This window comes from Microbispora sp. H10885 (assembly GCF_014161415.1).
Classification (GTDB): Bacteria; Actinomycetota; Actinomycetes; order Streptosporangiales; family Streptosporangiaceae; genus Microbispora; species Microbispora triticiradicis.
In genome coordinates, this window is the sequence record NZ_JABBWY010000004.1 from 467,567 (window position 1) to 491,219 (window position 23,653).

The 23,653-nt window shown below is 70.1% G+C and carries 30 protein-coding genes and 1 pseudogene; 22 read left to right on the top strand and 9 right to left on the bottom strand.

Translation table 11 applies throughout. The annotated features are described in order from the left end of the window. Nucleotides 1–13: 13 nt before the first annotated feature. Genes HHX37_RS13310 through hxlB form a run of 10 tightly spaced genes read left to right on the top strand, consistent with a single transcriptional unit; the run spans nt 14 to nt 8,530 of the window. Nucleotides 14–709 carry an isochorismatase family protein gene (locus tag HHX37_RS13310; protein WP_182885563.1) on the top strand — a complete coding sequence of 232 codons (696 nt, stop codon included), beginning with the start codon at nt 14–16 and terminating at the stop codon, nt 707–709. Between the two features lie 3 nt (nt 710–712). After that, nucleotides 713–1,501 (top strand): ATP-binding cassette domain-containing protein, encoded by a 789-nt coding sequence (locus HHX37_RS13315; protein WP_138460336.1) that lies wholly within the window; start codon nt 713–715, stop codon nt 1,499–1,501. Beyond that, a complete protein-coding gene (locus HHX37_RS13320) occupies nt 1,498–2,523 on the top strand; it encodes an ABC transporter permease (protein ID WP_182885564.1) in 1,026 nt (341 codons plus the stop codon). The genes HHX37_RS13315 and HHX37_RS13320 overlap by 4 nt, the downstream gene beginning before the upstream one ends. Nucleotides 2,524–2,577: 54 nt before the next feature. Further along, nucleotides 2,578–3,615: an ABC transporter substrate-binding protein gene (locus HHX37_RS13325; RefSeq protein WP_182885565.1), complete on the top strand. Its 1,038-nt coding sequence runs from the start codon at nt 2,578–2,580 to the stop codon at nt 3,613–3,615. A gap of 55 nt (nt 3,616–3,670) precedes the next feature. Further along, nucleotides 3,671–4,408: an SDR family NAD(P)-dependent oxidoreductase gene (locus tag HHX37_RS13330; RefSeq protein WP_182885566.1), complete on the top strand. Its 738-nt coding sequence runs from the start codon at nt 3,671–3,673 to the stop codon at nt 4,406–4,408. Continuing rightward, the gene (locus HHX37_RS13335) at nt 4,389–5,231 is read left to right on the top strand and encodes an FCD domain-containing protein (RefSeq protein ID WP_182879824.1); all 843 of its coding nucleotides are present in this window, start codon (nt 4,389–4,391) and stop codon (nt 5,229–5,231) included. The genes HHX37_RS13330 and HHX37_RS13335 overlap by 20 nt, the downstream gene beginning before the upstream one ends. A gap of 14 nt (nt 5,232–5,245) precedes the next feature. Further along, on the top strand, nt 5,246–5,638 hold the full coding sequence (locus HHX37_RS13340; protein WP_220502830.1) for a RidA family protein: 393 nt from the start codon (nt 5,246–5,248) through the stop codon (nt 5,636–5,638). Beyond that, nucleotides 5,635–7,017 (top strand): amidohydrolase family protein, encoded by a 1,383-nt coding sequence (locus tag HHX37_RS13345; RefSeq protein ID WP_182885568.1) that lies wholly within the window; start codon nt 5,635–5,637, stop codon nt 7,015–7,017. The genes HHX37_RS13340 and HHX37_RS13345 overlap by 4 nt, the downstream gene beginning before the upstream one ends. Continuing rightward, on the top strand, nt 7,014–7,976 hold the full coding sequence (locus tag HHX37_RS13350; protein WP_182885569.1) for a sugar kinase: 963 nt from the start codon (nt 7,014–7,016) through the stop codon (nt 7,974–7,976). The genes HHX37_RS13345 and HHX37_RS13350 overlap by 4 nt, the downstream gene beginning before the upstream one ends. Beyond that, nucleotides 7,973–8,530: a 6-phospho-3-hexuloisomerase gene (hxlB, locus tag HHX37_RS13355; RefSeq protein WP_182885570.1), complete on the top strand. Its 558-nt coding sequence runs from the start codon at nt 7,973–7,975 to the stop codon at nt 8,528–8,530. Before HHX37_RS13350 ends, hxlB begins: the two co-directional genes overlap by 4 nt. Nucleotides 8,531–8,538: 8 nt before the next feature. Here the strand turns inward: hxlB and HHX37_RS13360 are convergent. Next, nucleotides 8,539–8,802 (bottom strand): annotated as a pseudogene (locus HHX37_RS13360) (DUF4328 domain-containing protein); the annotation flags it as partial. Nucleotides 8,803–8,839: 37 nt separating this feature from the next. Between HHX37_RS13360 and HHX37_RS13365 the strand changes: the two are divergent. Then, nucleotides 8,840–9,652, top strand: coding sequence for an alpha/beta fold hydrolase (locus HHX37_RS13365; RefSeq protein WP_182885571.1), 813 nt, complete (start codon nt 8,840–8,842; stop codon nt 9,650–9,652). Between the two features lie 17 nt (nt 9,653–9,669). On the opposite strand, the gene HHX37_RS13370 is transcribed toward HHX37_RS13365, so the two are convergent. Together HHX37_RS13370 and HHX37_RS13375 are read right to left on the bottom strand one after the other, a co-directional pair. After that, nucleotides 9,670–10,194 carry a GNAT family N-acetyltransferase gene (locus HHX37_RS13370; protein ID WP_182885572.1) on the bottom strand — a complete coding sequence of 175 codons (525 nt, stop codon included), beginning with the start codon at nt 10,192–10,194 and terminating at the stop codon, nt 9,670–9,672. Nucleotides 10,195–10,239: 45 nt separating this feature from the next. Continuing rightward, nucleotides 10,240–11,097 (bottom strand): helix-turn-helix domain-containing protein, encoded by an 858-nt coding sequence (locus tag HHX37_RS13375; protein WP_182885573.1) that lies wholly within the window; start codon nt 11,095–11,097, stop codon nt 10,240–10,242. A 127-nt stretch (nt 11,098–11,224) separates the two neighbouring features. On the opposite strand from HHX37_RS13375, the gene HHX37_RS13380 reads away from it, so the two are divergent. Further along, nucleotides 11,225–11,980: an SDR family NAD(P)-dependent oxidoreductase gene (locus tag HHX37_RS13380; protein ID WP_182885574.1), complete on the top strand. Its 756-nt coding sequence runs from the start codon at nt 11,225–11,227 to the stop codon at nt 11,978–11,980. Between the two features lie 17 nt (nt 11,981–11,997). Here HHX37_RS13380 and HHX37_RS13385 read toward each other — a convergent pair whose 3' ends face one another. Next, nucleotides 11,998–13,527 carry a carboxylesterase/lipase family protein gene (locus tag HHX37_RS13385; protein WP_182885575.1) on the bottom strand — a complete coding sequence of 510 codons (1,530 nt, stop codon included), beginning with the start codon at nt 13,525–13,527 and terminating at the stop codon, nt 11,998–12,000. A 189-nt stretch (nt 13,528–13,716) separates the two neighbouring features. On the opposite strand from HHX37_RS13385, the gene HHX37_RS13390 reads away from it, so the two are divergent. The 6 genes from HHX37_RS13390 to HHX37_RS36630 all read left to right on the top strand — a co-directional run bounded on the left by HHX37_RS13390 (nt 13,717) and on the right by HHX37_RS36630 (nt 17,118). Then, nucleotides 13,717–14,130 (top strand): prevent-host-death protein, encoded by a 414-nt coding sequence (locus HHX37_RS13390; RefSeq protein WP_182885576.1) that lies wholly within the window; start codon nt 13,717–13,719, stop codon nt 14,128–14,130. Then, entirely contained in the window at nt 14,127–14,552 is a 426-nt protein-coding gene (locus HHX37_RS36620) for a cytotoxic translational repressor of toxin-antitoxin stability system (RefSeq protein ID WP_182885577.1), read from the top strand. The genes HHX37_RS13390 and HHX37_RS36620 overlap by 4 nt, the downstream gene beginning before the upstream one ends. A gap of 74 nt (nt 14,553–14,626) precedes the next feature. After that, entirely contained in the window at nt 14,627–15,514 is an 888-nt protein-coding gene (locus HHX37_RS13400) for an SDR family oxidoreductase (RefSeq protein ID WP_182885578.1), read from the top strand. A 1-nt stretch (nt 15,515) separates the two neighbouring features. Then, entirely contained in the window at nt 15,516–15,911 is a 396-nt protein-coding gene (locus HHX37_RS13405; RefSeq protein ID WP_182885579.1) for an SgcJ/EcaC family oxidoreductase, read from the top strand. A 59-nt stretch (nt 15,912–15,970) separates the two neighbouring features. Beyond that, nucleotides 15,971–16,615 carry a winged helix-turn-helix transcriptional regulator gene (locus HHX37_RS36625; protein WP_310740356.1) on the top strand — a complete coding sequence of 215 codons (645 nt, stop codon included), beginning with the start codon at nt 15,971–15,973 and terminating at the stop codon, nt 16,613–16,615. Further along, on the top strand, nt 16,612–17,118 hold the full coding sequence (locus tag HHX37_RS36630; RefSeq protein ID WP_310740357.1) for a DinB family protein: 507 nt from the start codon (nt 16,612–16,614) through the stop codon (nt 17,116–17,118). Before HHX37_RS36625 ends, HHX37_RS36630 begins: the two co-directional genes overlap by 4 nt. A gap of 17 nt (nt 17,119–17,135) precedes the next feature. Here HHX37_RS36630 and HHX37_RS13415 read toward each other — a convergent pair whose 3' ends face one another. Both HHX37_RS13415 and HHX37_RS13420 read right to left on the bottom strand, forming a co-directional pair. After that, nucleotides 17,136–17,393: a hypothetical protein gene (locus tag HHX37_RS13415; protein WP_310740358.1), complete on the bottom strand. Its 258-nt coding sequence runs from the start codon at nt 17,391–17,393 to the stop codon at nt 17,136–17,138. A gap of 31 nt (nt 17,394–17,424) precedes the next feature. Continuing rightward, nucleotides 17,425–17,589, bottom strand: a complete 165-nt coding sequence (locus HHX37_RS13420; protein WP_167521428.1) for a hypothetical protein — start codon at nt 17,587–17,589, stop codon at nt 17,425–17,427. A gap of 224 nt (nt 17,590–17,813) precedes the next feature. Between HHX37_RS13420 and HHX37_RS13425 the strand changes: the two genes are divergently transcribed. The 4 genes from HHX37_RS13425 to HHX37_RS13440 all read left to right on the top strand — a co-directional run bounded on the left by HHX37_RS13425 (nt 17,814) and on the right by HHX37_RS13440 (nt 21,451). After that, on the top strand, nt 17,814–19,118 hold the full coding sequence (locus tag HHX37_RS13425; RefSeq protein ID WP_182885582.1) for a helix-turn-helix domain-containing protein: 1,305 nt from the start codon (nt 17,814–17,816) through the stop codon (nt 19,116–19,118). Then, nucleotides 19,108–19,416 (top strand): 4a-hydroxytetrahydrobiopterin dehydratase, encoded by a 309-nt coding sequence (locus HHX37_RS13430; protein WP_182885583.1) that lies wholly within the window; start codon nt 19,108–19,110, stop codon nt 19,414–19,416. The genes HHX37_RS13425 and HHX37_RS13430 overlap by 11 nt, the downstream gene beginning before the upstream one ends. Nucleotides 19,417–19,550: 134 nt before the next feature. Further along, entirely contained in the window at nt 19,551–20,810 is a 1,260-nt protein-coding gene (locus tag HHX37_RS13435) for a helix-turn-helix domain-containing protein (RefSeq protein WP_182885584.1), read from the top strand. Next, nucleotides 20,807–21,451: a 2'-5' RNA ligase family protein gene (locus HHX37_RS13440; protein ID WP_182885585.1), complete on the top strand. Its 645-nt coding sequence runs from the start codon at nt 20,807–20,809 to the stop codon at nt 21,449–21,451. The genes HHX37_RS13435 and HHX37_RS13440 overlap by 4 nt, the downstream gene beginning before the upstream one ends. Nucleotides 21,452–21,574: 123 nt before the next feature. Here HHX37_RS13440 and HHX37_RS13445 read toward each other — a convergent pair whose 3' ends face one another. The 3 genes from HHX37_RS13445 to HHX37_RS13455 form a co-directional block, all read right to left on the bottom strand. Then, on the bottom strand, nt 21,575–22,384 hold the full coding sequence (locus HHX37_RS13445) for a ParB/RepB/Spo0J family partition protein (protein WP_182885586.1): 810 nt from the start codon (nt 22,382–22,384) through the stop codon (nt 21,575–21,577). Between the two features lie 18 nt (nt 22,385–22,402). Then, on the bottom strand, nt 22,403–22,756 hold the full coding sequence (locus tag HHX37_RS13450) for a hypothetical protein (RefSeq protein ID WP_182885587.1): 354 nt from the start codon (nt 22,754–22,756) through the stop codon (nt 22,403–22,405). A gap of 448 nt (nt 22,757–23,204) precedes the next feature. Next, on the bottom strand, nt 23,205–23,552 hold the full coding sequence (locus HHX37_RS13455; protein WP_259406404.1) for a hypothetical protein: 348 nt from the start codon (nt 23,550–23,552) through the stop codon (nt 23,205–23,207). Between the last annotated feature and the right edge of the window lie 101 nt (nt 23,553–23,653).

Sequence of the window (23,653 nt, forward strand, 5' to 3'; positions counted from 1 at the left end):
CGAGGAGGTTCGAGTGACCACTGTCAACGAGACGTACGCGCACAGCCTGGAGAACGCGGACCTGCGCGCCTTCTACGAGGCCGCCGGCTTCGCCGGGCGCGTCGGATGGGGCGAGCGGCCGGCGATCCTCGTGATCGACATGGCCGGGGCCTGGGCCGATCCGGAGGAGCGGATCGGCTCGGACCTGTCGGCGGTGTCCGACAGCATCGTCCGCATCCTGGAGGAGGGCCGCCGCGCGGGCCTGCCGATCATCTTCACCACCATGGCGTGGGACCCGAGCCTGGCCGAGATCGGCGAGGTGGTCCGCCGCAAGACGCCGCACAGCGAGCTGATGCTGCACGGCACGGAGCGGGTCACGCTCCGGCCGGAGATGGGCCGCCGTCCCGAGGAGCCGCTCGTCGTCAAGCCGCGCGCCTCGGCGTTCTTCGGCACGTACGTGGACGCGATGCTGATCTCCGCCAAGGCCGACACGGTGATCGTGGTGGGGTGCAGCACCAGCGGCTGCATCCGGGCGACCGCCGAGAGCGCGTTCAACCGGGGATTCCACGTCATCGTCCCGCGTGAGGCGGTCGGCGACCGGAGCCCCTCCGCGCACGCCGCCAACCTCTTCGACATCGACGCCCGCTACGGCGACGTGCTGCCCGAGGCCGAGGTGCTGGACCACCTGCGGTCGCTGCCCCAGACCCATCTCCGCGCCGCGGAGGAATGACCGATGACCGACCGGCAACCTCCGGTGCTGCGGGCCACCGGGCTCGCCAAGTCCTTCGGCCACGTGCAGGCGCTGCGGCACGGTGAGCTCACCGTGCACGCCGGGGAGGTGGTCGCGCTCGTCGGCGACAACGGCGCCGGCAAGAGCACGCTGATCTCCTGCATCTCCGGCGCCCACCTGCCGGACGCCGGCGAGGTGAGGGTGGACGACCGCCCGATGCCGCTCGGGTCGATCAAGGCCGCGATGGAGCACGGCATCGCCACGGTCTACCAGGGCCTGGCGATGGCTCCCGACCTGTCGGTGGCCGAGAACCTGTTCCTCTCCTGTGAGCTGCGCCGTCCCGGCCTGCTGGGACGGCTCGGCCTCCTGGACAAGAAGGCGATGCGCGAGCGCGCCTGGGAGCTCATGGACAGTCTCGGCATCACCACCCTCCAGGACGTGACCCTGCCCGTCGGCGACCTGTCCGGAGGACAGCGCCAGGTTGTCGCGGTCGCCCGCGCCGTCTCCCGCGCGGGGCGTCTGGTGATCATGGACGAGCCGACGGCGGCGCTCGGCGCCCGGCAGTCGCAGATGGTGATCGAGACCATCAGGGCGACCCGCGACCGCGGCCTCGGCGTGGTCCTCATCTCGCACGACCTGCCGAGGGTGCTGGAGGTCGCGGACCGGATCGTGGTCATGCGGCTGGGCCGGGTGGTGGCCGACCTTCCCGCGCGGGAGCTGAAGATCGGCCAGATCGTCGCGCTGATGCTCGGCGAGCAGAACGACCCACGTGAGGAGAGCCTGCCGGCATGACCGCGACGCAACCGACACTCCGGGCCCCGTCGAACCGCGCCCGCGCCGGCGCGCTGATGCGGTCCACCCCCGCCTACATCGTGGTCGCGCTGGTCGCGCTGGTCGTGGTCTTCACGATCATCTCGCCCGAAGGGCGCTTCCTGGACGCCACCAACCTGCAGGCGGTCGGGCGCAACAGCGCCGGGCTCGTCCTGCTGGCCGTCGGCCTGACCTTCGTCCTCGGCGCCGGGCACATCGACCTCAGCGTCGGCGCCACGCTCGTGCTGTCGTCGGTGGTCGCGGGCACCGTGGCCGTGGACATCGCCGGCCCACCGTCGGCCTCGGGGACCTTTCCCAGTGCCGGGCCCGCCATCGCCGTCGCGGCGCTCGCCGCGGTCGTCGTGGGAGGGATAGCGGGGCTGGTCAACGGGCTCCTGGTGACCAAACTGAAGGTCAACTCCTTCGTCGTCACGCTGGGCACGATGGGCGTGGCCACCGGCGCCGCACAGGTCCTCACGAACGGGTCGAACGTCGCCGGGATTCCGTCGGACGTCCAGACGTCCTTCGGGCTCAACTCGATCGCCGGGATCCCGCTCCCACTGGTGCTGGCGGTGGTGGTCGCCCTGGTGGCCGGCGTCGTCCTGTCGCAGACCAGCGCGGGCCGGCACGCCCTCGCCATCGGCTCCTCCTCCGACGGGGCCATGCGGGCGGGCGTCAACGTGCAGCGCAGCACGATCGCGGTCTTCGTCATCTCCGGGCTGATGGCCGGGATCGCCGGCTTCCTCGACATCACCCGGTTCGGCACCACGGCCATCTCCGGGCACGAGACGACCATGCTGCAGGCGCTGTCCGCCGTGATCATCGGCGGGACGAGCCTGTTCGGCGGACGTGCCTCGGTGCTGGGCTCGGTCCTCGCCACCTTCATCCCGACCATGCTGCTCGCCGGGTTCGTCATGGTCGGCGTCTCGTCCTTCTACCAGAACATCGCCATCGGCGCCGTTCTGATCATCGCTGTCTGGCTCGACCAGCTGCGCGGCAAGTAGCCCCCCACCGAGATTCCCCCTGCCGAGATACGCGCCGAAACACGGAGAACCACCATGAACGTACGCACCAGTGTGCTGGCCGCCGCCGCGCTGACGGCGATAGCCCTGACCTCCGCCGCCTGCGGCTCGTCCGGTGACACCGGCGCGGCGGGCGGCACGAGCGGCGCCACCGCCGAGCAGAAGCCCGGCCCCCTGCAGATCTCCCTTCTCACGACGTACAACGGCCTGCCCTTCTACACGGCGATGCAGTGCGGCGCGCAGGACGCGGCCAAGAAGCTGGGCGGCGACATCACGGTGAAGGCCGACGGGCCGTCGCGGGGCATGAACGCCGCCGACCAGACCCCGGTCCTCGAAGGGGTGGTCAACCGGCGCCCCGACGGCATGATCTTCGTACCGGCCGACCCGGCCGCGATGGTCGCGCCGATCAGGCTCGCGGTGAACGCCGGGATCCCGGTCGTCACCACCGACGCGACGCTGAACGAGAAGGTGGCCAAAGCGCAGTTCCGCGGGGACAACAACGCGGGCGGCGCGCTGGCGGCGGAGGAACTGCTCAAGCGGGCCAAGGGGCAGAGCGGGAAGGTGCTCGTGCTGGACACCCGGCCCGGCCTGCCGGTGACCAACGAGCGCGCCGAGGGGTTCGTCAAGGCGCTCAAGGACTCCGGCTCGAACCTGCAGATCCTCGGCACGCAGTACTACGAGGACGACCCGACCAAGGCGGCGACCATCGTGCAGAGTTCGCTGGGCGCCAACCCGGACATCGTCGGGATCTTCGCGACCTCCGAGTCGGGTGCGATGGGAGCCGTCTCCGGGCTCCAGGCCGCCAAGGTCGACAACGACAAGATGACTGTCATCGCGTACGACGCGGGCCCGACGCTGGTCTCGGCGCTGCGCGCCGGGACGCTCGACGCGCTCGTCGCGCAGGGCTCCTACACCCAGGGGTACGACGCGCTGACCCGGCTCGTCCAGGACATCCGCGGCGAGGTGCCGCAGGGGGCCGCCTTCGACAACGTGGTGCCGAACGCGATCGTCACCGCCGACAACGTCGACTCGCCGGAGATCAAGAAGCTGCTCTACCCCACAAGCTGCTCTTGATCGTGGCACTGTCGCTGTCGAACATCATCAACGCGAATTCAACGAGGGGATCGAGATGACGGCCGACCTTGCCGGGAAGGTGGTGGTGGTGACGGGCGCGGCCTCCGGGCTGGGCGCCGCGACCGTCCGCGACGTCCTGGAACACGGCGGGCGGGTGGTCGCCGTGGACCGGGCGCAGGACGTCAAGGCGCTCGCGGGGGACGGGGTGCTGCCCGTCGTCGCCGACGCCGCCGACGAGCGCCAGGTGCTGGACGTCGTACGCGCGGGGGAGGACACCTTCGGCCTGGTGAACGGCGCGGTCGCCTGCGCGGGGATCACCCGCGCCGGGACGGTCGACTCCATGAGCCTGGACACCTGGAACGAGGTGCTGCGGGTCAACCTGACCTCGGTCTTCCTGCTCGCGAAGGCCGCCGTCCCCGCGATGCGCCGGGCGGGCGGCGGCGCGCTGGTCGCGGTCGCCTCGCAGGTGGGGCTCGTGGGTTACCCGGAGAACGTCGCCTACTGCGCGGCGAAGGCCGGGGTGATCAACCTGGTCCGCGCGATGAGCGTCGACGCCCGCGACAGCGGCGTCCGCGCCGTGGCGGTCTGCCCCGGGCCCGTCGACACCCCGATGCTGCGCGAGGGCTTCGCGCAGACCGGGGAGGGGTACGACCTGGCGGCGTCGCGGGTGCCGCTGGGCCGCGTCGCCCGGCCGGAGGAGATCAGCGCCACGATCTGCTTCCTGCTGTCCGACGCGGCGGCCTTCGTCACCGGCACGGCATGGACGGTCGACGGTGGCTACACAGCGCAGTAACGCCGAGGCCGGCGATCCCCTGCAGGCCGGCCCCCACGCCTCCGTCCACGCTTCGCTGGAGCCGAGGGCCCTGGAGCTGCTCCGGGCCATCGCGAACTCGCCGGAACCGCTCGGCGCGCGGGAGCTCGGCCGCCGCATCGAGGCCGGCAACCGGCCGCTGAGCGAGTCGACGGTGAACCGGCTGCTGCGGCGGCTGGACGAGCAGGGCCTCACCCGTTCCATGGACGGCAGGGGACGGGTCGTGTCCGAGGCCGGGCGGGCGCTCGCGCAGCGGGCCGCGGCCGAGGTCACCTGGCACCAGCAGATCGGCTCCCTGGAGATCCGTACGGTGCAGGACGTGCGCGACCTGCTGGTCGCCCGGCGCGGCGTGGAACGCGAGATCGTCCGGGAGGCGGCGACGTCGGTCTCGGGCGAGGACGTCGAACGCCTGCAGTCGGTCATGGAGGAGTACGAGCGGTCCGTCCACACCGAGGAGCGGCGCCGCGACGTCTCCACCAACTTTCACAAGGCGCTCGCGTCGACGGTGGAGAACACGATGCTCCGCGCCGTCGCCATGGTGATCTTCGATCCCCGCTTCGACATGCTGGAGCACGTCCTCGACATGGTCACCGCCGGGCGCGGCACGACCATGCACTCCGTGCACGAGCACGAGGAGATCATGCGTGCCATCCGGGCCGGCGACCCGGACGCGGCGGAGGCGGCCATGGTCCGCCACATCAACCGCCTCATCGCCGACGCCAGCGCCGTGGTCGCCCCGTCCACGCGCCTGGCGATCGAACTGCTGCTCAAGAACCACAGCCCCGTCATCGGCGGCGGCACATGACCCTGGAGGAATCCGTGACCACTATCACCCCGATCATCACCGACGCCGCGGCGGCGCCGAGCGCGTCCTACTCCCAGGGCATCGTGGCCGGCCGCCTCGTCGTGACGGCGGGACAGGTCGGCCGCGACGCGGTGACCGGCGAACTGCCGGCCACGCTGGCCGGGCAGGTGGAGTCGGCCATCGCCAACCTCAAGGCCGTGCTCGCGGCGGCCGGGCTCGACCTGTCGCACGTGGTGAAGACGACCTGCTTCCTCACCCGGATCGAGGACTTCCCGGAGTTCGACGCCATCTACCGCAAGCACTTCTCCGACCCGCTGCCCGCGCGCAGCACGGTGGGCGTCGTGCTGGCGGGCGACCTGCTGTTCGAGATCGAGGCGTTGGCCGTCAAGCCCGAGGAAGCGGCATGAAGCCCGGTTTCGACCTGCTCATCCGCGGGGGTGAGGTCGTCAACGGCGACGCCCGTGCGGCGCTGGACGTCGGCGTGGCCGGAGGGCGGGTCGCCGCCCTCCTCGCGCCGGGTTCTCCGGCCGCCGCCGAGCGGGAGATCGACGCGACCGGGCTGCTCGTCATGCCCGGCGGCATCGACACCCACACCCACGTCGCCTGGCCGTACGACGACACCGTCACGGTGGACGACTGGCACTCGGCGACCCGGGCCGCGGTGCTCGGCGGGACGACCACGATCATGGACTTCGTCCCGCCCGCCGAGGGCGGCCTGGCCGCGCGCTGCCGCGCCCGCGTCGAGGAGGCCGCCGCCGACGCGGTGATCGACTTCGGGTTCCACCCGATCCTCACGGGGTCCGACGCCCGGAACGTCGAGGACATCGGCAAGGTCATCGCCGAGGGCTTCACGTCGTTCAAGATGTACACGACGTACGAGGACCGGCGCGTCGACGACGGAGCCGCCTGGACGCTGATGCGGGCCATCGCCGCGAACGGCGGGCTGCCCGGCTTCCACGCCGAGAACCACGAGATCCTCACCAGCGCGCTGGACGACCAGGTCCGCTCCGGCCACCTGGGCCTGGCGGACTATCCCCACAGCCGCCCCGGGCTGGCCGAGGCCGAGACCATCCACATGGTGTCGATGTACGCCCGGCGGCTGAACACGCCGGTCTACATCTTCCACGTCTCCGGCTCCGACGCGCTCGACGCCGTACGCTTCGCGCGCCGGGCAGGGACGGTCGTCCACGCCGAGACCTGCACGCACTACCTCGCGCACGACGAGAGCGTGTTCACCGGCGAGGACGCGTGGCGCTTCGTGATCTCCCCGCCGATCCGCGGCGCGGCCGACCGGCTCGACCTGTGGTCGGGGATCGCGGACGGCACGGTCGTCTCCGTCGGCTCCGACCACTGCGCGTACGACACCTCCGCGAAGCGGGGCTGGGAGCACGACCACCGGCACATCCCGGCGGGCGCCCCCGGCATCGAGGCCCGTACGCCGGTGCTGTGGAACGAGGCCATGAACGTGCGCGGGCTTGATCCGTGCCAGTTCGTCCAGGTCTCGGCGGAGCGCGCCGCGCGGGCGCTCGGGCTGTTCCCGCGCAAGGGCCGCGTGGCGGTCGGCGCCGACGCCGACCTCGTCCTGTGGGACCCGGCCCACGCCTGGACCGGTGCCGACCTGCGACCCGTCTCGCCCGCCACCTTCTCCCTGTACGAGCGGTCGAGCGGCACCGGGCTCGCCCGGCACGTCGTCGCCGGAGGCCGGCTGGTGGTCGAGGACGGGAACTTCGCGGGGGAGAGGGGCGCCGGGCGCTTTCTTGCCCGCGCGCCGATGGCGCGGCCGTGAGCGCCCCCGACGTCGTCACGTACGGCGAGATCATGGGCAACTTCGTGGCCACCGAGGTGGGCCCGCTCGAGAAGGCCACGCTGTTCGAACGGCGGCTCGCGGGCTCGGAGCTGAACGTCGCGGTCGCGCTGGCGCGGCTCGGCCACCGGACCGGATACGTCGGCCGCGTGGGCGACGACCCGCTCGGGGACGCGGCCCGCGCCCGCCTGCGCGAGGAGGGCATCGACGACACGCACGTGCGCGCCGAGGACCACGCGGTCACCGGCATCCAGCTGAAGCAACGCGTGCTCGTCGGGGACCCCCGCTACGTGTACTACCGCCGCGGGTCGGCCGGGTCGCTGCTCGCGCCGTCCCCCGAGACGCTCGCCTACGTGGCGTCGGCCCGGCACCTCCACGCGACCGGCATCCCGCCCGCGCTGTCCACGACGGCCCGCCGGTTCGCGTACGAGGCGATGGAGGCGGCGCGGGACGCCGGGGCGAGCGTCACCTTCGACCCGAACCTGCGTCCCACCCTCTGGCCGGACCACGGCGAGATGACGCGCCTCGTGGACGACCTGGCCACGCGGGCCGACTGGGTGCTGCCCGGCGTCGCGGAGGGCGAGGCGCTGACCGGGCGGCGCGAGCCGGAGGCCATCGCCGGTCACTACCTGTCGCGGGGAGCGCGCGGGGTCGCCGTCAAGCTCGGCGCGGCGGGAGCCATGCTGTTCACGCCTGAGGGGTCGTGGACCTGCCCGCCGTTCCGGGTCACCACGGTGGACACCATCGGGGCGGGCGACGGGTTCGCGGCCGGGTTCGTCAGCGGCCTGCTCGATGGTCTCGACGAGGAGCAGCGGCTCCGGCGCGCGTGCGCCGTGGGGGCGCTCGCCACCGGCAACAAGGGCGACAACGAAGGCATGCCCACCCGCGTGGAACTGGACGCCCTCCTCGCGGCGGACCGACCGGTGGAAGGAACGCGATGACCGCCCGCACTCTTCTCGACGTCGTCCAGTCGGAGGTGGCCGGCGTCCTGGCCGAGGTCGAGCCGGCCACGCTGGAGACGGCCGCCGACCTGCTGGACCACGCGCCGCGGATCTTCGTGGCGGGGGAGGGCAGGTCAGGCTACATGGCCAGGGCGTTCGCCATGCGCCTCGTTCACCTCGGCCGTACGGCGTACTTCGTCGGCGACACCTGCACGCCGTCGACGGGGCCGGGTGACCTGCTGGTCGCCGTCTCCGGGTCCGGCACGACGGCGGCCACCGTACGCGCGGCACGGGCGGTGACCGACGGCGGCGGGGAGGTCCTCGCGGTCACCACCGCGCCGTCGTCGCCCCTCGCCACCGGCGCGCGGCACGTCCTGCACGTGCCCGCCGCCACCAAGCACCGGCGCGAGGGCGAGGCGGCCACCGTGCAGCCTCTGTCGAGCCTGTTCGACCAGTGCACGCACCTGCTGCTCGACTGTGTCTGCCTGGAGCTCGCCCGGCGGCACCACGTCACGGACGAGCAGGCGAGGCAGGCCCACGCGAACACCGAGTGATCAGGCTTCTAGACGGTGGACGGCATTGGCGCCGGGGCGGTTCGGCGGTCTTCCTGGAAGCGCGTGATCGACAGGACGACCGCGACGGCGAGGGCGGCGGTGACGACGTACGCGGCGTTGACCGCGATGTCGAACAGCGCGGCCTCGCGCATCTCCGGCAGTTCCTCGGCGTTCAGATATCTGCGGCCCGCTCCCTTGGCGACCCACATGCTGACCAGCCACGTCAGCCACCAGGCCCAGACCAGTCCGGAACGGCGGGCGTGATCATTTCTCTCGGTCGGGTTCTGGCGGGCTCCTTAGGGTGTGGTGATGGACGTGAAGATCAGCGGTGTTCCGGTGCGCGTCGTGGAGCACGGCGGCGGAAAGCCCGTTCTGGCGTTGCACGGTGCGGGCGTGGACCATCGGGAGATGGCCGGCGCGCTGGAGCCCGTGTTCCGTGACCGGCCCGGTTATCGGCGCATTTATCCGGACCTGCCGGGAATGGGGCGCACCCCGTTGCCGGACTGGTTCCGTGGCTCCGACGACACCCTCGATGTCGTGCTCGGCCTGGTCGACGCTCTGGTCGGAGACGAGCCGATCGCGGTCGTCGGCCACTCCTTCGGCGCGTACCTCGCGAGGGCCGTCGCCGACCGGCGCCCGGAGCGGGTCGCGGGACTGGCGCTGGTCTGCCCCATCGGTGAGGAGATACGCCACGTGCCCGCGCACGCCGTGCTGCACGGCTCGGCCGGCGTGGCCGACGCGCTGAGCCCGGACGAGCAGGCCCAGTTCCGCGACTACTTCGTGGTGCGGACGCCCGCCATGGTGGAGCGGTTCCGGGAGTACGTGGCTCCGGCCCTGCCCCTCGCCGACGGCGACGGCCTGGAGCGGATCTCCGACCGATGGCGACTGAGCGACGCTCCCGTGGAGACGCCCCCGTACCCCGGCCCGGTGCTGATCCTCGCCGGACGCCAGGACTCCACCGTGGGGTACGCCGGTCCCTGGGAGCTGGTGGAGCGGTATCCGCGTGCCACGTTCGCCGTCCTGGACCGCGCCGGTCACGCGCTGCCGCACGAGCAGCTCGGCCTGTTCACCGCCCTCGTCGCGGAATGGCTCGACCGGGTGGACGAGCATCGCGCGGCCTGAGTGCGCCGACGCTCCGCTCATGGATCAGGCGGATACGGATCGCTTCGCAGCCTGCTGTACATCCAGCCGTCACGCCACTGACCGGCACGGAACTCCACCGCACGCAGGACCCCCTCCAGCGTGAAGCCGGCCTTCTCGAGCGACTTCTGCTCCGCGATGTTCTCCGGATGGGTGGCCGCCTCGATGCGCTCGACAGGGGTGTGAGTGAACAGGTAGTCGCACAGCATCGCCTGAGCGCGCCAGCCGATTCCACGCCCGCGCCAGTCCGGAAGCAAGGCGATCCCTATCTCCCAGTATCGGGAAACGCCGAAGCCTCGCGCCGACCAGCTCACCAAGCCCGCGGCCGTGTCGCCGGCTTCGACGATGAGCCTGCTGTCATCCTCGCCCAGGTACCCGTCCTTGGCGTAGCGCCGTGCCGGGGCCTGCGCGTCGCGGAACCCCGTCCAGTCCAGGCCGATCAACCCCGGCTCCGTGAGGAAACGCCGGAACATCTCGAGATCGTCTTCTGTCACGGGCCGCAGTCGTACCTCAAGCGCGCTCACCCTGCCGCCTTCCCTCGATGCTCTCCGACACTAGCGCTGAGATCATCAGCCGCCGACGGCGCGGAGGGCTCCGGGGTGGCGGCCGGTGAGCCGGTCGAGCCGCGCGGCGGTGGCGTCGTCGGCGGGGAGATAGGCGATCAGGAGCTGACTGTCGTCGTCGGACAGGCCGAGGGTCTCGTAGGACAGCCGCAGTTCGCCCTCCTGCGGATGCGTCAGCCGTTCGACGCCGGTGCGGCTCGGGCTGGATGGAGCCTTCAACCGGTCGGTGAAGGGGGCGCCCACCGCGAGGGTCAGCTCGTCGACGAGATGGCCGACGTGTGGGTCCTCCTGGCGAAGGCCCAGGCCGAGGTTGGCGATCCGCTCGTCGGCCACCCGTTCCCACTCCGGATAGGCGGCCCTGGCCCTCGGGTCGGCGAACAGGTAGCGCAGTAGATTGGCCGGCCGATGGTCCAGCAGCCCGATGGGACCGGTGAGCCGCTCGTAGCCGTCCGTGTGGGCGAGCACGTCACCGAGCCGGTTGATCACCAGCGCCGGGGCGGGTTCGAGCCGGTCGAGCAGCGCCCGGACGGTGGGGCGCACCGACTGCGCGGGCGGCCTCTGGCACACGCCGACCAGCCGACCGGCGCCGTCGGCCGCCTTGTAGTGGTTCAGCAGGCGGAGGCGCTCGTCGGCGGACAGGCGCAACGCGTCGGCGAGGGCGGCGAGCACGGGCATCGAGGGGTGACGATCACGCCCCTGCTCAAGCCGGGTCAGGTATTCGACACTGATCCCGGCGAGCGCGGCCAGTTCGGAACGGCGCAGGCCCGGGGTACGGCGTCGGCCGCCGCCGGGTAGCCCGACCTCGGCGGGGGTGACGGCCTCGCGACGGGCCCGCAGGAACTCGCCCAGACTGTTGTCGCTCACGATTCGCAGGCTACCGAGTGACCCCGTATCCGATCGTGGCCCTGCCGGGGCCAGCCTCGGCCCGGCCTCCCTCCGACGGTCGCCGCCGCCGGATCCTTGGGTTTCCACTGTGATGAGGAGCGTCGAAATGGATCTGGGACTCACCGGCCGTACGGTGATCGTGACGGGAGCCTCCGGCGGAATCGGCCGCGAGATCGCCCGCGGGTTCGCCGCCGAAGGGGCCGACGTCGTGCTCACCTATCACCACTCCCAGGAGGGTGCTGAGCAGGTCGCCAAGGAGATCGGCGGGCGCTCGCTCGTCGCGCCGTACGAACTGGACGACGACGAAGCGGCCCGCACTCTGGTCGAGAGCGTGATCGAGTGGTCCGGCCGCATCGACGTGCTGGTCAACAACGCGGTGCACTGGGGCGCCACCGAGCCGGATGGAGACCGCTCCTTCGAGGCCGTGTCCGACGAGAGGTGGCAGAAGACGATCCGGGCCAACGTCGAAGGCGCGCTCCGGCTCAGCCGGGCGGTCGTCCCGTCCATGCGAAAGCGCGGCTGGGGCCGGCTGGTGCACATCTCCTCTGCCATCGCGGTGGACGGCATGGCCGGTGGTGAGTACTACGGCGCGGCCAAGGCGGCTCTGCATGGTTTCAGCAGGTCCGCCGCGTTCGGGCTCGGCAAGGACGGCGACATCCTGTCCAACGTCGTCATGCCCGGCCTCACCAGGACGGAGACCAACGGCGCGATCGTCGAGCAGGCGGGCGGGCACTACAGCGCGCTGGCTCCGATCGGCCGCCTGCTCGACGCCGCCGAGGTCGCCAGCGCCGTCGTCTACCTCGGCTCCGCCGCCAACACCGGCATCACCGGGCAGGCGGTCAAGGTCACCGGCGGAGTGTGAGCGCGGCCGCTCGTTCCCTAGGGCGCGAGCAGCGGGAGCGCCGCGAAGGCGTGGTCCCGCCACAGCAGCCGCGAGGCCTCCTCCGGATAGGCGGTGACCGTCGACGGCGTGTCGAAGAGCTGCGCGAGGCGGCGCTCGGCGTCGTACGGAGGCCAGCCGGGGTCGCCGTGCGCGGCGAAGGCCGTCCACGCCGTACGCATGCGCGCGGACAGTTCCTCCGCCGCCGGGGAGGGCGGGGTGCCGATCAGCATGGCGGGCTGTCCGCTGCTCAGGTTGCCGAACACGAGCGGCACGTCCAGGCCGTGGCAGGCGCCGAGGGCGCCGCCCAGCCCCGGGGCGGGCCACGTCAGCTCGTAGAGGTGGGCCCGCCCGCCCCCGGCGATCTGCGCGTCGGCGAGGCGAAGGCTCGGCATGCGGAACAGCCAGTCCCCGTTGACCAGTTCGTACAGCTCCTCGTCGGTAGCGGCGGGGAACGCCTCCCGATAGCGGCGCGCGCCGTCCGAACCGGGGGCGAGCATGCGCAGAGCGGTCTCGGTCTGCTCGGATGTGACCTGGCCGAGCACGCCGTCGATCAGGCTGAACAACCGGTGCTCGTCACGCGTGTGCCCGACGAGAAGATCGACGTCCCGGGCCGCGCCGCCGGCCAGCGCCTGCCACGGGGTAGCCGGGAGGACGTCGCCGTCGACGACCGGAGCGAACGGGATCGGCCGATGGGTGATCTGTCCCCAGCGCTCCCGCCACCGAGTTATCTTCGCCGAGATCGCGTCGCCTGCGGCGGGCAGCCGGGCCGGGTCCACCGCCGACAAGCCGGACACCGTGGGCCGTACGCCCAGCTCGGCGGCGCAGGCGGCGGCGACGTCGGCGGCCAGCTCGGGGGAGAAGAACGTGCCCGGCACACTCTGCGCGACCGCCCGGCGGAAGAGCCCGGCGGCGCGCGGCATGGCGAGCAGCGCGGCGACCGATCCGCCGCCCGCCGACTCCCCGAAGACCGTGACCCGGTCAGGGTCGCCGCCGAACGCCCGGATGTTGTCCCGCACCCATTGGAGGGCCGCGACCTGGTCGAGCAGCCCCCGGTTGGCCGGAGCGCCGTCGATCAGCGCGAAACCCTCGATGCCGAGGCGGTAGTTGAGGGTGACGACCACGACTCCGCTCGCGGCCAGGCGCCCGGCGTCGTACTCCGGGAGGCCGGCGTTGCCCGAGACGTAACCACCGCCGGGGATCCACACCATCACCGGGAGCCCCGCCGCCGGATCCGGTTCCGGTGTCCACACGTTGACCGTCAGCCAGTCGTCGCCGACGGTGTCCTGGGACCCGCCGAGCAGGCCGGACTGCGGGGGCGGCGGGCCGTACGCGAGTGCCGGACGCACACCGCCCCAGCCGCGCACCGGCCGCGGCGCGGCGAACCGCAGGGCGCCGACCGGCGGTTCGGCGTACGGGATGCCGCGGAAGACTGCCAGCCCCGCCTCCCGGCCGCCGCGCAGGACGCCGGCCGCCGTGCGGACTTCCGGCTCGGACTCGTACGGCGTGCCAGACGCGGTGACGGCCACTTCGCGGTCTCCTCTCCGAACCTGCCCGGCCGAGCATCCCAACCCGCCTCATCCCCGACAAACCATTTTTTGGAAGCCCGCTGAGCGTGAAACCCGCAGGGGCATAGGGTTCGCCACGCGGCAAGTACTTCACGTACTTGACGTACTTCTAAGGGGGTCCGATACTGGCGTTGAGGAAAGGGGACTGGCATGGGAGTGCATTTCGCCAGCTACACGGAGGCCCGGGCCAAGCTCAAGGAGCTTCTTGATGCAGCCGAGCGGGGTCGGAGCGCGACCGTCCGCCGAGACGATCGGACGGCCGCCGTGGTGGACGGTGAGCGCCTCCGTTACTTCCTCGCCCGTATCTGCCCCTCCAATGTTCAGGTAGTGGCGGAGGACGGTGGGTGGTCGGCCTTCATCCCCGGTCTTCCGGTTGCAGCGGACGGATCGACGTTCGATGAGGCGATCGACGAGATGATCGACGCTCTTCGGGAATACGCGGAGGACTGGCAAGACCATCTTCTTGATGCCCCCAACCACAGGGATAACTGGGGTTTGGTACAGATGATCTGTCTGAGCAGCGACGAGCAGCTACGGGAGTGGCTGATCGGGGTGGCTCCATGACGTGGCCGCAGCCAACCCGTGAGGATCACGAGCGCTTCTGCAAGAACGAGGGCTGGCGGCGGATTCGGGATGCGCGGGGACGTACAGGCACTCATCACATCACCTACGAGTTGGACCTTCCCGCGGGCGGCATCCTCCGGACGCGGATCTCGCATCCACCTGACCGCACGACCTATGGTCCGGGCATCTGGGCTCACATCCTGCGAGACCAACTCCAGGTCTCCGAGGAGGAGTTCTGGGCCTGTGCGCGGGACGGGATCGTGCCGGACCGGGGAGGCCCCCAGGCGCCGCCAGAGGCGCTTCCCGCGGATCTCGTGCACCTCCTCATTCACCGAGTAGGGCTGACCGATACCGAGGTCGCCCGGATGTCGAGGGGTGAGGCGCTGGCTCGCCTGCAGCTCTTCTGGTCGGAAGGCTCCTAGTCGCACCTTCAAGTGATACGTAACTAATACTACTTACTTGTTTTTCTGTAGTAGTGAGCACTACCGTCGTAGCCATGATTCTTGTCACCGGAGCGACGGGGCTCAGTGGGTCGATCGTCGTCAGGGAGTTCGCGCGGCAGGACGTTCCTGTCCGAGCGCTGGTCAGAGATCCGGACAAGGCCCGGAAGCTACACGGATTGCCCGGGGTGGAAGTGGTCGAGGGCGACATGTTGCGCCCCGAGACCCTCACGGCCGCTCTGCGCGGCCTGGAGCGCGTGCTCCTGATCTCCTCGCCGAGGGAACGGATGGTGGAGACGCAGTGCGTGTTCATCGACGCGGCGAGGGCTGCGGGCGTGCCGCACATCGTGAAGTACTCCGGCAAGGAGTCCGGCGTCGGGTTCGACCCCGGCAGCTTCACGGGGACGCGCGAGCACCTGGAGATCGAGCGCCACCTTGAGGCGTCCGGCCTGGCCTGGACCCATCTGCGCCCGAGCCAGTTCATGGAGTTCTACCTGCCCGGCACCTCCACAGGTGTGGATCCGCACCGGCGGGAGCTGCGCATGTCCATCGGCGACAGCAGGCTGTCGCCCGTCGCCATCGAGGACGTCGCCAAGGTCGCGGTCGCGCTGATGACCTCCGCTGGCCACGAGGGCAGGGCGTACGACATGACCGGCCCGGAGGCGCTGACGATGAAGGAGATCGTCGAGCACATCACGGAGGCGACGGGAACCGCCTTCCGCCATGTGGAGCTGCCCCTGGACGACAAGCTGCGCGAGTGGAGGGAGGCGGGGACGCCCGAGCCGTCCGTACGGATCCTGCGTGAGCTTCTCGCCGAACGGAAGCGGCGTCCCGAGTCCCACGTACGGCTGGAGACCCACCGGGCCTTCGGGGTGCGGCCCACGAGCTTCGCCGAGTTCGCCCGCGACCATGCGGCGGCCTTCCTCGGGACTGTTGGAGGATGAGATGAGTTCGGACCTGCACGCCGAGGAGCGCGCCGTACGGGCCCTGTTCGCGGCGACGTCGGCCGCGTGGTCGGACGGCGACGGCGACGCGTTCGCCGGCCGGTACGCGCCGGACGCCAGCGTGATCCTGCCCGGGGTCCACCTGCGGGGCAGGGACGGCATCCGGTCGGCAATGGGCGCCGCCTTCGCGGGGCCGCTGAAGGGGTCGAGGCGCGTCCACACGCCGGAGAGCGTCCGGTTCCTCGGCCCGGACGTGGCCCTCGTGGTCACGCGGAGTGCCACCGCGTTCGCGGGGGAGGAGGAGCCCCCGGCCGACCGGTGGGAGCTGGCGACCTGGATGCTCATGCGGCACGGCGGCGAATGGCTGGTCGAGGCGTACCACAGCTCGCCCGGCTGACGCTGTCACTGGACTACGGGAAAGCAAGCGTCCGCTCCGGGATGAGTAGGATGAGCGACGTGACCACGGCACGCACGTACGGCGACCCCTGCGCCGCCGCGCGCGCTCTCGACCTGCTCGGTGAGCGCTGGGCGCTGATGATCGTCCGGGACCTGCTGTTCGGCCCCAAGCGCTACAGCGACCTGCAGAGCGGCCTGCCCAACGCCAGCCCCACCGTGCTCTCGCAGCGGCTGCGCGATCTGGAGGAGGGCGGGGTGATTCGGCGGCGCAAACTGGGCCCGCCGGCTCGCGCGTGGGTCTACGAGCTCACCGAGTGGGGCCACGACCTGGAGCCGATCCTTGTCCACCTGGGCCGATGGGGCCGTCACTCTCCCCCGAAGGAGACGACGGCACCTCTGGGGACCGATTCCCTGATGCTCGCCGTGAAGAGCCATCTGGATGCCGTCCGGCTGGGCGACCTCGATGCCACGTTCCTGGTCGACGTCGGGGAAGACGTCTTCACCCTCCGCGTGTCCGGCGGCGAACTCGCGATCCGCCGGGGCGAGCCGGACCGGTGGGACGCGGCCCTGCGAACCGATCCGGCCGTCCTCAAGGCCCTGGTCATCGACGGAACGCCGCCCGGCCAGGCCGGGGCGGAGATCACCGGCGACCGCGCGGCCCTCCAGCGGCTGCTGGACGCTCTTCATCCGGGAGATCAAACGTGAGCACGTCATCGGCGTCGAGTGAGATTTCGTCCCTCCTGGGATACCTGAACTGGAAGCGGAGGCACGTCCTCGACATGGTGGACGGCCTGGACGAGGCCGACCTCCGGCGTCCGGTCCTTCCGTCCGCCTGGACCCCGGCCGGCCTCGTCCGCCACCTCGCCATCGACGTCGAGCGCTTTTGGTTCCGTGCGGTCTTCGGCGGCGATCCCGACGCGGTGGCCTCGCTCGCCACCCCGGCGGACGCCTGGCAGGTGCCCGGCGACCGGCCCGCCTCGGAGGTGTTCGACCTCTACCGCGAGGAGACGGCGCGCGCCGACGAGGTGATCGCCTCCAGCGCCCCGGACCAGGCGCCGCGCTGGTGGCCGGACTACCGCGACGACCAGCCGCCAAGCGACCTGCGTGAGGCGATCCTCCACGTCCTCGTCGAGACGGCGACCCACGCCGGCCACCTCGACGCGGTCCGCGAACTGATCGACGGCAAGCAGTTCCTCGTCCTGGACTGACCGACCACGCGAGGGTCTTATAGAGCGCGGCCGAGCAGCAGCTCCGTCCACAGCGGGCGCATCCGCGCGTACGGCAGACGTTCGGTCTCGCGGATCTTCAACCGGCCGTCGCTCCGGTCCGTACGGCGGACGAACAGCAGCCCGCCGGAGGCGCACAGTTCGTACGCCAGCGGCGAGCAGTCGTCGCAGGTGTGGGCGACGACCCGGACCGAGACACTGCGCCGGGTCTCGCGCATCCACCGGATCGCGACATGGCCGGGCTGCTCGGGAGCCACATGCAGCCCTGGACAGACGTCCAGGAGTTCGTCACCCGGCCGACGCAATGTCGGCCAAGCTCTCCTGCTCGGCGATGACCCGGCAGAGCTCGGTCAGATCGTCGCCGTCGACGGTCCGGGCGGCGCCCGCCGCCTCGGCCGCCGGGGAGAACGGCCGCTCACGGGTCGCCCAGAATCGTCCGCGATCGCTCGTCATCAACCGCCAACCCCCGGCTGACGCGGTGGTTTTCCTGTCTGGCACGGCTCTGACCTCGATTCCTGGTCGGGGGCCCTCGTACGGCGTGCCGCCGTCCGGCGGGCCCGAAATCTTTACGCTGCACCTGCCATGACAGCGCTGCGTAACCTCCCCGGCACAGGTGCGGATGAGGGAAACTGAGGGTCGGCCAGGATCACCCCCGGATCCGAGCAGAGGTGCGTTCGATGAGCGATGACCTTCCCGCGTGGGCCGTACGGCTGCGGGCCGAGCGGCGCAACCGGTTGTGGAGCCAGCGCGAGATGGCTCGCCGGCTGGTGGAGGCCGCCGACGAGGGCACCCGGCCGCGGTTGCCCTCAAGGGAGACGATGGTGCGCCGCATCAAGGCGTACGAGGCCGGGCACAACCGGCCCGGCGACCCCTACCGTGTCCTGTACGCCCGAGCCCTCGGGCTCGCCGAGGCCGACCTGTTCGGCGAGAACCGTGGGTGTGGTTCCCGCGACGCCGACGAAGGTTGCGGCGTTGTGAGGTCGCGTCAGTGTGTCGTGGCGCGATACGACATCCCCATGGACCCGGCAGACGCCGACGTACCCCATCACGGTCCCGTAGCCCCGGAGGTCGTCATGTACTTCCTCGAACAGCTTCCCGGCCACTACAAGGCGGACATGTGGCTCGGCCCTCGCCACCTCATCCCGACCGTCGCGACGCAGGCCGAGCTCATTAGGCAGCTCGCGCAAGCCGCCGACGCGCCCATACGCCGCGGCCTCTTGGGAGCCGGCGTCGCGTACGCGGCCCTGCTCGGCTGGCTCTATCAGGACGCCGGTGACCTGGGCCGTGCTGGAGCATGGCGGGCCGTCGCCCTCGACATGGCGCATCGTTCGCAGGACCCGCAGCTCATCAGCTACGCGCTCACGAACAAGGCGATGCTCGCGGTCGACTTCGAGGACGGGCGCACGGTCGTCGACTACACGGAAGCGGCCCTGGCCGACGAGGCCAGGCTGTGCCCGAAGGTACGGATCCTCGCGCTGGTCCACCAGGCGCACGGACACTCGATGCTGCCCGCCAGAGACAAGGATCTCGTCGACCGCTTGTTGGACCGGGCGGCGGTGCTCGTCGACCGGGTCGACGACGAATACCCCTGGGGCAACGCCTGCCGTCGCACTCTCGGGTACATCGACGTCCAGCGAGCGACCGCGTATGTGCGGCTGGGTGCGTACCGAGAGGCCGTCGCCCTGTGGGATCGGATTCTCGGCACCGCTCCGGAATCGGCGCGTCGCGACAACGGCGTCTTCTGGGCGCGTCAGGCCGCCGCTCTCGCTGCCCTTCCCGAGCCGGAACGCGTCGTCCAGATCGCGTCAGCCGCCCGCGTCCGTCGTCGGTGGGACCGGGTCGGCCCGGTTGCGCAAGGAGATCAAGGCCGTCTCGCGGCACGCGACCGCCTGGGCCGGCACTGGTCCCGGCCGCGAACTGGCCGGTATTGTCGCCCAGTTCGCCTGACGTCGTCGGACATGGAGACACCGGATGCCCCCTGAGCCGCTGTCAGAAGAGGAGATAGCCGCTCGCCTGAGCGAGTTGCCCGGATGGGAGCGCCAGGGTGAGACCATCGTCCGAACATTCACCCACACGTACCACGAGTGCGTCCACCTGGCGATGTACGTCGCCGCCAAGGCCCGGGAAATCGGCCACCACCCCGACATCCACATCACGTGGCAGCGCATCCGCTTTTTGATCACCACCCACGACGCCGGCAACCGCCTGACCGCCAAGGACTTCGAACTCGCCCGCCACATCGACGCAATCGCTGCTGGCCATGGCGCTAAGCCTGGGTGAACCCGATCTACTGCCTGTCACTGAGGAAGCTGACCATCTCCGGGAGACCCACCGCAGCCCTGGCGAATGCCTCCGACAGAGGCGGACACCAGGGGAGTTGAGGGTCACCGCGGATCCGAACAGAGGTGCGTTCGATGAGCGATGACCTTCCCGCATGGGCCGTACGGCTGCGGGCCGAGCGGCGCAACCGGTTGTGGAGCCAGCGCGAGATGGCCCGCCGTCTGGTGGAGGCCGCCGACGAGAACATCCGGCCGCGTTTGCCCTCCCGGGAGACGATGGTGCGCCGCATCAAGGCGTACGAGGCCGGGCACAACCGGCCCGGCGACCCCTACCGCGTGCTGTACGCCCGAGCATTCGCGCTCACCGAGACTGAGTTGTTCGGAGAGTCGGTCGCCGCAGTCGATAGCTCGCCCTGCGGAAGCGATGTGATCGATCTCGTCGCCTGGGCCGAGCAGACCAACGCGGGCGACGGGACCATCAGCGTGCTCGCCGAGGAGACGCAGCGCGTCGGCGAAACTCACGCCCACGTTCCTCCTCAACGCGTGCTTTCTGATGTTGTCCGCCTTGAGCGGCACACCCGCACGCTGCTGTGTGGTGGCAGGCAGAGGCTTCGTCAGACGCGCGAACTGTTCCGCATCGAGGCCGATCTCCTGGCGCACACCTGCATCCTCCTCGGGGATCTGCGCCGGAACGCTGCGGCCATGACTCACGGCACGGCCGCTGTCATGTGTGCCGAGGAAGCAGGCACGAGCCCGGCCGTCGCGCTGAGCGCACAGGCGAAGACCGAACGGTGGCGGCGTCGCTTCGCTGCATCGGCTGACCTCGCGCGGCGAGGGTACGAGTGCAGCCCGCCGACCCCGCTGCGAGTGCTGCTCGCGAGCCAGGAGGCCAACGCGGCGGGCCTGCTCGGCGACCGGGCACGGGCACGAGAAGCCCTTCGGCGTGCCGAAGAAGCCGCCCAGGGCCAGCAGACCCGAGACTCGGACGTATCGCCATGGTCATGCCCCCGCCCACGGCAGGCGTTGTACGCGCTCTCGGTGGCTCTCCAGGCCGGCAATCCTGAGGAGGCTCTCCAGGCCGCCGGTATGGCGGAGTCAGCGTGGGCCTCCGGGGATCCACGCGTACCCGCCACCTGGGCACAGATCAGGTTCGGAGCGGCCAACGCCTACGCGATGATGGGCGACCTTTACGGCGCCGCCGAGCAGATCGCGCCCGTGATGGACATGCCGCCGGAATTCCGCATGTCCACGGTGACGAACTACCTGGTGGAGTTGGACGCGCGGCTGGATGACCGGCGCTTCCTCGGCTCTGGCGTCGTAGCGTCCCTCCGGGAGCAGATCCGCGACTTCACCTCCGCCGCCCTGTCGGCGGTCGGCTCCGGGGAGGGCTCTTGAGCCCCCTGCCGAAGCTCATGGCCGACCGCTGGGGGAGACGGGAGATGCTCCCTCCCGGAAAGGGACGGATCTACTGGCACGTTCTGTTTCGTGACCATCCTGAAGTCCGGGCGATAGTGAGCGAGGCCCATCGACGGCTGGCCGGAATAGACGGGCTCGATCTGGTGCCGTACGAATGGCTGCACCTGACAACGCTCGTCGTCGGCCTGACGGACGAGATCACGGACGTGCAGCTCACCACCCTGGTCGCCGAGGCCCGGAAGCTCCTGGTGGGGGTGCAGCCCATCACCGTGGCGCTCGGACGCGTGCTCTATCACCCCGAGGCCATCGCCGTGGAAGCACGCCCTGCGGAGGCCCTGACGCCGATGCTTGACGCTGTACGGGCTGCGACGCGTACCGCGACCGGCCGTGATGGTGTCCTGGGCACCGATCCCTGGACACCTCACGTCACCATCGCCTACAGCAGCGCAGAACAGCCCGCCGAACCGGTCATCGCAACCCTGGGCCGTCACTTGCCGGACTGCGAGGTGACGGTTAACCACATCAGCCTGGTCATCCAGGACGGCCCCGAATACCTCTGGGCCTGGCACCCGCGCGCAGAAGTCTCCCTTGGCACTTCGGCCGATGGGAACGGCCTTTAGGGCCGTGGGTCACCAGGAAGTGTACGAGGGCTGGTTGAGGCCGCCGGTAGGTACTCGTCTCTGCCGTGCCTCAGATGACCCACAGTGCAACCTGTACTTCACTAAGTGACGAACAGTCGCGAATCAACCGATGCGGTTATTGGCGCTGCGTCCCTTGTTCCAAGCTTCAACAACCATTTGATAGCACTGGCTCTCCCGCGATCCAGTGCCGCTGTTGTTGTAACCGCCGTTTGAGGCCCGCGTCAATGCTTCAGAGCGCCAGCGTGCCGCCATACCCCGCTTGAGCAGCCTCTTCGCGAGATCATCGTCATCGATGCCGGAACCGTGGCGATGTAGGAACATCGCCACGCCACCCAGAATCACGCCGTCCCAGGACTCCTTGTTCCTGCCCCAGGCGGCTTGAACTACCTTCAAGGTTCGGTCCAGAACCTCTGGCCCGTACTGCTTGGTGATGCGCAGGACAGCCGAGACCGCACCCACACTATTGGTGGAACTTGAACCCAGCTTGAGATCGTGGCTGTCGAGCACTCGGTCGACGTCCACGCAAAGCGCGTCTCCGGCGGTCAGCCCGACCTTGTACTCGTCCAGCGTGCTGACCTTGGCAGACTCTCGGTTTTTAATCAGGAAGAGAGTCGCCTCCTGCTGCTGGGTGAGGCCATAGTGAATCTCCGCCTTGATGGTCCGGAGGCCTCGGAGCCTGCAGGCCTCAGTGCGGTGCATGCCGTCAACCACGTACCGGCCGCCGTCGGTGCGCTCAGAGACCACGATCGAGCCGAGCGCGTCCACGATCAGGCCATCAGCGATGCCTTTTGCCCGCTTCAGGTTGAGTCCGCGCTGCGCATCTTCGTCGATCTTGAGTGAGTCAATGTCCACCTCAACGCCGTACTCAACTCGATGGTCCGGGAGTTCGTACTGGAAGCGAGACTTGGGCATAGGGCCAGACCTCCTTGTCTAAAGCTGCTTGAGCTGCTGTTTTGTCGATTCGAGAGGCGTCTCAAGCGGAAGGGGAACCCGCTTGAGAAACTCGGTCGCAACCTTCTCACTGGTCGTCGACACGGTCCTGCGCGCACTTCCGTTCCGCTCGTCGTAGTGCAGGACAACTGGAAGCGGTTGCCATTTGCTCCTGGCGGCCCTGTGCTGTCGCCCCTTATCAACCATCGTTTCGACCCATGCCCCCAGGACTGCAAGGACAGGTACGGCGGCCCAGGCAAGCAGGTTGTGCTTCCACTCGGTAGCGAGGTTCACAACAACGGCCAGCCCGGCTGGGGGGAGAGCGCCCCAAAGTTTCCGCGCCTTGACATTCATGTCTGGTGGCCTATCAGGACGGCTTCTTGGTTAGAAGGCCGTCCTGTGTCCGTGCTCAACACCGCTGCGGCCTGCTCGGCACTCTAGTGACTGCCTCACTGATGTACAACTGGAACTAATATTGATTCTTGCCTCTAGAATCTGGAAAGTAGATCCAAATCAGGACAAATCACCCGCATGTAGCCACCCGGTAGGCGGAAACGCATGTTGATAACAAACAGGTAACGACGCTGCCGTCGTGCTGACGAGCCGAGTCCGGTCGGGAGCCCAACCGGCTCGGGCCTCAGAGAACGAGGGGGATCATCCTTGACCGCACAGTAACGGCCGGCCATTCGGGGTCCGGGGTATGGGCGCCCTCGACTCGGCGGACGCCACTGGGCCGGCCGTCAGTCGATCGACGCCAGCTCGGACCCTACGTGAGCAGTCGGTGCGGTTCCGGTAATGGGGGTCATCGGGCGCGGCCGAGTAGCAGTTCCGTCCACAGCGGGCGCATCCGCGCGTGCGGCAGGCGTTCGGTCTCGCGGATCTTCGGCTGGCCGCCGCTCCGGTCCGTACGGCGGACCAACAGTAGCCCGCCGGAGGCGCACAGTTCGTACGCCACCGGCGAGCAGTCGTCGCAGGTGTGGGCCACGACCCGGACAGAGACACTGCGCCGGGTCTCGCACATCCACCGGATCACGAGGTGCCCGGGCTGCTCGGGAGCCACGTGCAGCCCCGGACAGGCGTTCTCGAACTGGCTGAGGGCTTTGAGCGCCTTGACGGCGGATGCTCGCAGGGCAGACGGCGGGGCGCTCATCGGGGCGGTATCTTCGAAGCGAGTCGCTCTTGGTCGCGGAGCTGTTCACCGAGTTGGTGCGTGTCGTCTCCGTCGATCGTGTGGCTCAGCCCGTGGTCCAA

Bases quoted from the DNA above. Each gene is read 5' to 3' on its own strand.
- HHX37_RS13405 (WP_182885579.1), top strand. From the start codon at position 15,516: ATGAGTTCGGACCTGCACGCCGAGGAGCGCGCCGTACGGGCCCTGTTC.
- HHX37_RS13430 (WP_182885583.1), top strand. From the start codon at position 19,108: ATGCCCCCTGAGCCGCTGTCAGAAGAGGAGATAGCCGCTCGCCTGAGC.
- HHX37_RS13325 (WP_182885565.1), top strand. From the start codon at position 2,578: ATGAACGTACGCACCAGTGTGCTGGCCGCCGCCGCGCTGACGGCGATA.
- HHX37_RS13425 (WP_182885582.1), top strand. From the start codon at position 17,814: ATGAGCGATGACCTTCCCGCGTGGGCCGTACGGCTGCGGGCCGAGCGG.
- HHX37_RS13390 (WP_182885576.1), top strand. From the start codon at position 13,717: ATGGGAGTGCATTTCGCCAGCTACACGGAGGCCCGGGCCAAGCTCAAG.
- HHX37_RS13400 (WP_182885578.1), top strand. From the start codon at position 14,627: ATGATTCTTGTCACCGGAGCGACGGGGCTCAGTGGGTCGATCGTCGTC.
- hxlB (WP_182885570.1), top strand. From the start codon at position 7,973: ATGACCGCCCGCACTCTTCTCGACGTCGTCCAGTCGGAGGTGGCCGGC.
- HHX37_RS13445 (WP_182885586.1), bottom strand. From the start codon at position 22,384: ATGCCCAAGTCTCGCTTCCAGTACGAACTCCCGGACCATCGAGTTGAG.
- HHX37_RS13435 (WP_182885584.1), top strand. From the start codon at position 19,551: ATGAGCGATGACCTTCCCGCATGGGCCGTACGGCTGCGGGCCGAGCGG.
- HHX37_RS13330 (WP_182885566.1), top strand. From the start codon at position 3,671: ATGACGGCCGACCTTGCCGGGAAGGTGGTGGTGGTGACGGGCGCGGCC.
- HHX37_RS13315 (WP_138460336.1), top strand. From the start codon at position 713: ATGACCGACCGGCAACCTCCGGTGCTGCGGGCCACCGGGCTCGCCAAG.
- HHX37_RS13345 (WP_182885568.1), top strand. From the start codon at position 5,635: ATGAAGCCCGGTTTCGACCTGCTCATCCGCGGGGGTGAGGTCGTCAAC.
- HHX37_RS13455 (WP_259406404.1), bottom strand. From the start codon at position 23,552: ATGAGCGCCCCGCCGTCTGCCCTGCGAGCATCCGCCGTCAAGGCGCTC.
- HHX37_RS13450 (WP_182885587.1), bottom strand. From the start codon at position 22,756: ATGAATGTCAAGGCGCGGAAACTTTGGGGCGCTCTCCCCCCAGCCGGG.
- HHX37_RS36620 (WP_182885577.1), top strand. From the start codon at position 14,127: ATGACGTGGCCGCAGCCAACCCGTGAGGATCACGAGCGCTTCTGCAAG.
- HHX37_RS13365 (WP_182885571.1), top strand. From the start codon at position 8,840: ATGGACGTGAAGATCAGCGGTGTTCCGGTGCGCGTCGTGGAGCACGGC.
- HHX37_RS13420 (WP_167521428.1), bottom strand. From the start codon at position 17,589: ATGACGAGCGATCGCGGACGATTCTGGGCGACCCGTGAGCGGCCGTTC.
- HHX37_RS13320 (WP_182885564.1), top strand. From the start codon at position 1,498: ATGACCGCGACGCAACCGACACTCCGGGCCCCGTCGAACCGCGCCCGC.
- HHX37_RS13380 (WP_182885574.1), top strand. From the start codon at position 11,225: ATGGATCTGGGACTCACCGGCCGTACGGTGATCGTGACGGGAGCCTCC.